This window comes from Protofrankia sp. CiP1_Cm_nod1 (assembly GCF_920888515.1).
GTDB lineage: Bacteria > Actinomycetota > Actinomycetes > Frankiales > Frankiaceae > Protofrankia.
Window position 1 is genome coordinate 1 of sequence record NZ_CAKKTM010000185.1, and the last position, 7,275, is coordinate 7,275.

8 protein-coding genes are annotated in these 7,275 nt (G+C 73.6%); 5 read left to right on the top strand and 3 right to left on the bottom strand.

The window, feature by feature from the left end:
• Positions 1-3: 3 nt before the first annotated feature.
• Positions 4-783: an inositol monophosphatase family protein gene (locus NBX02_RS08610; RefSeq protein WP_250290833.1), complete on the top strand. Its 780-nt coding sequence runs from the start codon at positions 4-6 to the stop codon at positions 781-783.
• 387 nt (positions 784-1,170) lie between these two features.
• On the opposite strand, the gene NBX02_RS08615 is transcribed toward NBX02_RS08610, so the two are convergent.
• The 3 genes from NBX02_RS08615 to NBX02_RS08625 form a co-directional block, all read right to left on the bottom strand.
• Positions 1,171-1,695: a gamma carbonic anhydrase family protein gene (locus NBX02_RS08615; protein ID WP_250284893.1), complete on the bottom strand. Its 525-nt coding sequence runs from the start codon at positions 1,693-1,695 to the stop codon at positions 1,171-1,173.
• Between the two features lie 476 nt (positions 1,696-2,171).
• Positions 2,172-2,462, bottom strand: a complete 291-nt coding sequence (locus NBX02_RS08620; RefSeq protein WP_250284894.1) for a DUF4235 domain-containing protein — start codon at positions 2,460-2,462, stop codon at positions 2,172-2,174.
• 212 nt (positions 2,463-2,674) lie between these two features.
• Positions 2,675-3,121 carry a DUF3093 family protein gene (locus NBX02_RS08625; protein WP_250284896.1) on the bottom strand — a complete coding sequence of 149 codons (447 nt, stop codon included), beginning with the start codon at positions 3,119-3,121 and terminating at the stop codon, positions 2,675-2,677.
• A 466-nt stretch (positions 3,122-3,587) separates the two neighbouring features.
• On the opposite strand from NBX02_RS08625, the gene dut reads away from it, so the two are divergent.
• The 4 genes from dut to NBX02_RS08645 all read left to right on the top strand — a co-directional run.
• The gene (dut, locus tag NBX02_RS08630; RefSeq protein WP_445548329.1) at positions 3,588-4,025 is read left to right on the top strand and encodes a dUTP diphosphatase; all 438 of its coding nucleotides are present in this window, start codon (positions 3,588-3,590) and stop codon (positions 4,023-4,025) included.
• 176 nt (positions 4,026-4,201) lie between these two features.
• The gene (locus tag NBX02_RS08635; protein ID WP_250284900.1) at positions 4,202-4,960 is read left to right on the top strand and encodes a DUF3710 domain-containing protein; all 759 of its coding nucleotides are present in this window, start codon (positions 4,202-4,204) and stop codon (positions 4,958-4,960) included.
• A 477-nt stretch (positions 4,961-5,437) separates the two neighbouring features.
• Positions 5,438-6,142 (top strand): DUF3159 domain-containing protein, encoded by a 705-nt coding sequence (locus NBX02_RS08640; RefSeq protein ID WP_250290827.1) that lies wholly within the window; start codon positions 5,438-5,440, stop codon positions 6,140-6,142.
• Positions 6,139-7,275 (top strand): TRAM domain-containing protein (locus tag NBX02_RS08645; protein WP_250290829.1); only part of this gene is annotated, 1,137 nt, incomplete at its 3' end. The genes NBX02_RS08640 and NBX02_RS08645, both read left to right, overlap by 4 nt.

Genomic DNA, 7,275 nt, shown 5'->3' on the forward strand with positions numbered 1-7,275 from the left:
GACCTGCTCGCGCTGGCGCTCGACGTCGCCCACGAGGCCGGCGGCCTGCTGCTGCGGGGCCGCGGCGGGGACGTCGTGGCCGAGACGACCAAGACGTCCCCCACCGACGTCGTCACCGCGCTCGACCGGGCCTCCGAGGAGCTGGTCGCGAGCCGGCTGCGCGCGGCGCGCCCGGGCGACGGCCTGCTGGGCGAGGAGGGCGCCGACGACCCGGGCACCAGCGGGGTGCGCTGGATCGTCGACCCGCTGGACGGCACCGTGAACTTCCTCTACAACCTGCCGAACTGGGCGGTGTCGATCGCGACCGAGGTCGACGGGCAGGTGGTGGCGGGTGTCGTGCACGCCCCCGCCCTGGGCGTCACCTACACCGCGGCGCTCGGGGAGGGCTCGGCCCGCAACGGTGTGCCGCTGGCCGGCTCGGCCGTCACGGACCTGGCGCACGCGCTCGTCGCGACCGGGTTCGGCTACACGGTGCAACGGCGGATCGCCCAGGTGACGGTGCTGACCCGGGTCGTCCCCCGGGTGCGTGACATCCGGCGGATGGGCGCGGCGTCGCTGGACCTCGGCGCCGCCGCGGCCGGCCTGGTGGACGCCTACTACGAGCGTGGCCTGCACCCCTGGGACCACGCTGCCGGGGCGCTGGTCGCGGCCGAGGCCGGGCTGCGGGTCGGTGGCCTGCACGGCCGCCCGGTCTCCAACGACCTCGCCATCGCCGCCCCGCCCGCCCTGTTCGACGCCCTCCACGACATCCTCGCCACCGACCCGCCCGCCGACCGCGACTGACGGACGGGCTCCACCTACGGCACCAAGGAGGCCCGCCGTCGACCGGCCGGCCGCCAGCGATTTTCCCTCGCCCCACATGGCCGGCCCACGCCGGCCCCGATCACTGACGGGCCCTGCCGAGCCCGCGCCGCGCCGACCGGGCAGATCGCCTTTCCTTCCTGGAACGCCGATCAGGTAGCCATGCGTATCCCCCGCACGGTGGCACGCTTCGATGGACGCCGGCCACCGGAGAAGATCGGCGTAATTTTGTCGTTGTGTACGCTTTTGCGGACAAAAAGCGTACACAACGACAAAGTCGCCTGGATCATGGCCTGTGCGGGTGGCTGTGGCTGGGATCCAGCGCTACCTGACCGGCGCTCCAGCCGATGCGGCTTCCCTCTGGTCGATCTAGTCGAGGCGGCGGAGTTCCTCGCGGTAGCGCTTGCCGTTCGCGGTGTACATCGCGGCCCCGGCCGCGAAGGCGTTCTCCGCCACCGCGTCCGGACGGATCTTCGCGGGGACGCCGACGGCCAGCGCCCGCGGTGGCACCCGCACGTTGTTGCCGACCAGCGCCTGCGCCCCGACCAGCGCACCCCGGCCGACCACGGCCCGGTGCAGCACGATCGAGCCGGAGCCGACCAGCGACCCGTCCTCGACGGTGCAGCCCTCCAGGTGCGCGATGTGCCCGATGACACAGTCGTCGCCGATGATCGTGGGGAGTTCGGCGGTCGCGTGCACGACCGTGCCGTCCTGCACGGACGTGCGGGCACCGATGTGGATCTCACCGTAGTCGGCGCGCAGCACCGCGCCCGGCCAGATCGTCGACTCGGGGCCGATGGTCACCTTGCCGATCACGGTCGCGTCCGGGTGGACGTAGGCGGACGGGTCGATCTCGGGCACCCGGTCACCGAGCGCGTAGACAGCCACGGACATCTCCTCCGGCTTCTTCGGACGGCGGCACGCCCGTGGGACGGCACGCGGCAACCGGCCCCGGTGCGCCTCCCCGGTCGCGTCTCCCGACGGTCGTCATCCTCCCCGATGGACGCCGCCGCGGCCCGCGGATCGCCGGCGGCCGTGACTTTTCAGCCGGACGCGGCCGCTCCGTCGGGCGTGGCCGCGTTGGCCAGGATTCCCGCGGCCGCGGGCATCGGCCAAGGTCCCGCGGCCGTGGGTGGGCTGCCGCGCCTGGGGCTCCAGCACCACGATCAGGCGTAGCGGGCGTCGAGCCGGCCGGTGGTGGGCTGCCGCGCCTGTGGCCCCAGTGCCTGTGGCCCCAGTGCCTGTGGCCCCAGTGCCTGTGGCCCCAGTGCCTGTGGCCCCAGTGCCTGTGGCCCCAGTGCCCCGGTGGCCTCGGGGCCTCGTTGGTTGTGGCTGCGGCAGGCACGACCTCGGTTCTGGTGGGGCGGGTGCTACTCCAGTTCGCGGATGCCTGGCGGCAGCGACCCGGTCGCCTCCAGCCATCTGCGGGCGGCCAGCCGCTCGGCGGTGAGCTTGCCGATGCCGACCGCCACCCCGGAGGCCGCCGCCCAGCTGATCGCGTCCACCCAGGCCGTGTCGGGATGCACGGGGCTGCGCGGCGGGTCCGACTTGCGGATCTTCTTGTAGGCCAGGGTCACGGCCTTGCTCGCCACCGACCCGGCGGCCGCTCCCGCCACGCCTCCGACGATCTTCCAGCCGATCTTCGCTACCGGTTGGGACACTTCCGTACCTCCGTCCGTGAAGATGCCCCGGCGGCCGACGCCGAGGGGATCATGGTTGTTCCTCCGCCGGAGGCCCAGGGCCCGCTGGAGGCAGTCCGGCTGACGGCGTCCGTTGCCGACAGCCAGCTGTTACTGACGATCGTTCATCACCGGCAGGCGTCCCGCTGCCGGGCACCTCGGTCGTCCTACCCTGGTCGTCCTACCTGGTCGGTCTACCCCGGTCGGCCGCTGTCAGCGCTGGTCAGCGGGTGGCCACGCACGTCCGTCGCCGCCACGAACCTGTCGGGGTGCCGACACGAGAGCACCCACACCTCGCCGGCCGTGCGTATCCACACGCCGGTACGGATCCACGGCCTGGTCACGGCGTGCACCCCCGGAGCCAGCGCCGTGCGGATGTCGGAGCATGCGACGGCATCGCGCACGCCGTCCCGGGGGAGCACCCGGCCGGCCGCGGCCACCGTCTGGTCGGTCACGGTCAGCCGGGCCCGCCCGAGGGCCCACAGCGCCGCCTCCATCCCGGCGAACATGCCGGCGTAGACGGCGGCCCGGACCCAGGCGGAATCCGTGTACACGGTGAAGTAGCTTCCGAAGACGCCGGCACAGACCGCGGCCCAGACATGCCACAGTCGGGGCACAGCCAGCCGTTCCTCGTAGCGCATGTCGGTCAGTATCCACCGCGGCGGCCATCACTCGCGCGTCCGTCACCGGTCGTCCGCGGTGCCCGTCTTTTCCCGTGGGTTCGCCGGCTCCGCCGCCGCGCGGACGCGTCTGACCGGTGCGTTGATGTGTCGGCCCCGCCGTGGCTGCGGCGAGCCGTTCGGGCGGCGGGTTGTTGGGCCAGGTGGTGCCGGGCCGTGCCGGGCCGTGCCGGGCGGGGTGGCGCGGTGACGGTCTCCGCCGTGGTCCCGCGCGGACAGCCATGATCGTCTGTTTTCCGGCCGGCTAGTCTTCGATGTGCTGTTACTTCGGCGTCCCGCCGCGCTCCGGCGTGTCGCCGGTGACGGCCCGCATCCGCCAGATCACGAGGGGCTCATGACCGCGACGGACAACCTCACCACGCCTCACATCGGAGGGCCTCATGTCGCAGGCCCGCACAGCGGGGCAGCCCCTGCCGGGGCCGGCCCGCTGGAGGTGCTGGTACACCGGCTCGATCCGGATCTCCCGCTGCCGGCCTACGCCCATGCCGGCGACGCCGGCGCGGATCTTGTCACGACGCGGGACGTCACACTCGCCCCGGGCGAGCGCGCACTGGTGGGGACGGGGATCGCCATCGCGCTCCCCGAGGGGTACGCGGCGTTCGTCCACCCGCGCAGCGGCCTGGCGGCACGCCACGGGGTGTCCATCGTGAACGCGCCAGGTACGGTCGACACCGGTTACCGTGGTGAGATCAAAGTTGTGCTCGTCAACACCGATCCCCGTGAGACGGTGGTGCTGCGCCGTGGTGACAGGATCGCTCAGCTCGTCATCCAGCGGGTGGAACGGGCGGCGTTCCAGGAGGTCGCCGAACTGCCGCCGACGGTGCGTGGCGTGGGCGGCTTCGGGTCGACCGGCGGTTTCGCCTGACCCCGGCCCCGGCCCCGGCTTCGGCCCGGTCCACCCGTGGATCCGCGGCCGGCTTCCTCCGGTCTGGGACGGGGCCGGTGCCGCCCGATCCTGCCGGGGGACACCCGGCCATCACACGCGTGAGGAGCCGATCGTGACGACAGGGAAGCTGATCGTGAGAACAGGAAGTGGTCGCGGTGTTCCGGCGCGGTCGTAGGCGCGCCGGTCGCGGCTGGCGGGATTCGCAGGAGTACCGGGACGAGTATGACGAGGCCGGGCACGACCCGGCCGAGGTTGATCATGATGGTCCCCACGACGCCGACCAGGCCCCGGCCGACCACGTCCGCCGGCTTGATCTGGGGTCGCTGCGGGTTCCGGTGATCGACGGGGTCCAGGTGCAGTTCCAGGTCGACCAGGCCTCCGGGCAGTTGCTCACGGTGACGTTGAGGGACGGGCAGAGCGGGATGGAGCTGTCGGCGTTCGCCGCGTCGAAGAGCGCCGGCCTGTGGGACGAGGTGCGGGCCGAGATCGTCGGCTCCCTGCGTACCGCCGCCGGGACGGCAGAGGAGACCGGTGGCCCCTACGGCAGGGAACTGCGCCTGCAGCTGCCGACCGGTACACCGGGGGAGTTCATACCCGGCCGTATGCTGGGGATCGACGGCCCGCGCTGGTTCCTGCGGGTCGTGTTCACCGGTTATGCCGCGCTCGATCCGGCCGCCGCCCCGCCGCTGGCCGAGGCGCTGCGCCGGCTGGTGGTGGTACGCGGTGACCAGGCGATGCCGCTGCGTGACCCGCTGCCACTGAAACTGCCCCGGGAGCTCACCGACCCGCACAGCCCGGACGCTCCGGACGGCCGGAGCCTCCCAGGCCCGGATCCGCGTGAGGCCGTCGGCGGTGTCGCGACGCCGACGGCTCGGATGCCGGCCCCGGGTGTGCGGATCGCGGAAGCCGGTTGAGGCCGGTCGAGGCCGGTCGAGGTCCTGCCGAGGTTCACCGATGCCTGTGTCGATGTCCGCCGGGGCCGGTTGTGGCCACCCACGGCCGGGGCGCCGGGGCGTGGACGGGCCCACGGTGGCACGGCCGCGTCCTCCCGGTTTTCCCGCGTCCCGTTTCTGGGAACACCGGCCAGCGGGCCCGGCCGGTCCCGCCGGCCTTCGGTGGGCCACCAGTGGGACGCGGGCACACCGGGCCGGGCTGATTCGTTGCCCGTGTGTCATCCCGGCGTATGTCGCGCCGGTTCCAGATGTCGTATATAGGTTGATATCGGTAAACAGCGCAGATCGGCGGACGGCACACCAGATGACGCGTACCAGTGGATGGCACACACCAGTGGATGGCACATCAGTGAAGGCGGTTGCCATGACGAGTTCCGACAGTCGTCCCGCGGCCGCGGACCCGCGACACACGCTGTCGCCCAGGCTGCCCGTCGCCGCATGAGCGCGCCCAGCCGCGACGGGCGTCCGTCGACGCGCCAGCCGCCGGTGTCGCTGGTCGAGGCTGTCGGTGGCGTCCGGGGGGTGGTCGACGGGGCCGTTCCCACCGCCGCCTTCGTCGCCGTCAACTCCCAGGCCGGGCTGACCGCGGGCATCGTGGTCGCGATCGTCGTCGCGGCTGCCCTCATGGTGCTGCGGCTGCTGCGGCGGGAGCCGGTCCAGCAGGCGTTCTCCGGGCTGTTCGCGGTCGGTGTGGCCGCTTTCGTCGCGTCCCGCACGCACAGCGCCGAAGGGTTCTTCCTGCCCAGCATCGCCAAGAACGCCGTGTTCGCGGCCGTCGGCCTGCTGTCGCTGCTGGTACGCCGGCCGTTCGCCGGCTACGTGATGGCGGTGCTGGATCCCCGCTACGCCAACTGGCGCCGGCACGCCGACACCCGGCGCGCCGCGGTGTGGGCGACGGGCGTCTGGATCGCGGTCTTCACCGTCCGGTTCGCCGTCCAGGGCCTGCTCTATCTTGCCGGTGAGCCCGGCTGGCTCGGCGCGGCCAACATCGCTCTGGGCCTGCCCCTGTTCGGCGTGGCGATCCTCGCGACCTTCGCCATCGTGCGGCGGCTGGCGCCACGCCAGCCCGCCGCGGACGACGGCCCCGTGGCCGACGGCGGGCCGGTCATCGAGGGAACGGTCCTCGACGGTCCCGGGAGATGACGGCGACCGGGGATACGGCGGCCGGGGATACGGCAGCCGGGGGTGCGGCCGAGGACGTGATCGAGCTCGAGGTCGGGCCGGTGGCACACGGCGGGAGCTGCGTGGCCCGCGACAACGGCCGGGTGGTCTTCGTCCGGCACGCCCTGCCGGGTGAGCGGGTACGGGCCCGGCTGACCGACACCTCGCACGGCAGCTACTGGCGGGCGGACGCCGTCGAGGTGCTGCGCGCCGCGCCGGAGCGCGTCGTCCCGCCGTGCCCGCACGCCGGGGCCGGCGGGTGCGGGGGATGCGACTGGCAGCATGCCTCCCTCGCCGCGCAGCGGCGACTGAAGGCGACGGTGGTCCGCGAGCAGCTGCGCCGGCTGGCCGGGCTGGACCGTCCCGTCGAGGTCGAGGCGGTGGACGCCTTACCGCCCGCACCGCCGCCCGCATCACCGCCGGGCGAGCCGCGAGACACTCCATCGCCGGGTGCGCCGCCGCGAGACGTGCTGTCGCCGGCCGCCCTGCCGTCGGACGCCCTGCCGTCGGCCGAGGGTGAGGGTCTGGGCTGGCGGACCAGGATGCGGTATGCGCTGACCGCGCAGGGCGAGGTCGGACTGCGCGGCCACCGCTCGCACGAGATCGTTCCCGCCGCGGACTGCCTGATCGCCCACCCACTGGTGCGCGCGGCGGTCACCGGCCGGGTGTTCCCGGTGCGTGCCGCTGGTGCCGCTGGTGGGGCCCAGGCCGACGCCGACGTCGGCTCCGGGGCTCAGGCCGACGCCGACGTCGGCTCCGGGGCTCAGGCCGACGCCAACGTCGGCTCCAAGGCCCAGGCCGACACCGGCACGGCCGCCCTCGCGACCGGCCCCCGTAGCGATGCCGATCATCGTTTCGATGTCGGTCCCGGTGCCGGCTTCCGCACCGATCCCAAGGCCCGGGCCGGGTCCGTGGGCGAGATCTCCGCGGGTGAGATCGAGGTCGCCGCGAGCGTGTCGAGCGGCACCGCCATCGTCACCCGGCTCCCGGACGCGCCCGCCGGTACCGGCGCCGACCGCGTCTTCGGCACCCCGTCCGCCGCCGGTGTTCCAGCCGGCGTCGGCGCTGACTCCGGTTCCGGCTCTGCCTCTGGCGCAGGCTCTGGCGCACTCTCC

What these genes read in the sequence shown, in the direction of transcription:
- NBX02_RS08615 (WP_250284893.1), bottom strand. Translation starts at nt 1,695, where the DNA reads ATGTCCGTGGCTGTCTACGCGCTCGGTGACCGGGTGCCCGAGATCGAC.
- NBX02_RS08625 (WP_250284896.1), bottom strand. Translation starts at nt 3,121, where the DNA reads ATGCGCTACGAGGAACGGCTGGCTGTGCCCCGACTGTGGCATGTCTGG.
- NBX02_RS08640 (WP_250290827.1), top strand. Translation starts at nt 5,438, where the DNA reads ATGAGCGCGCCCAGCCGCGACGGGCGTCCGTCGACGCGCCAGCCGCCG.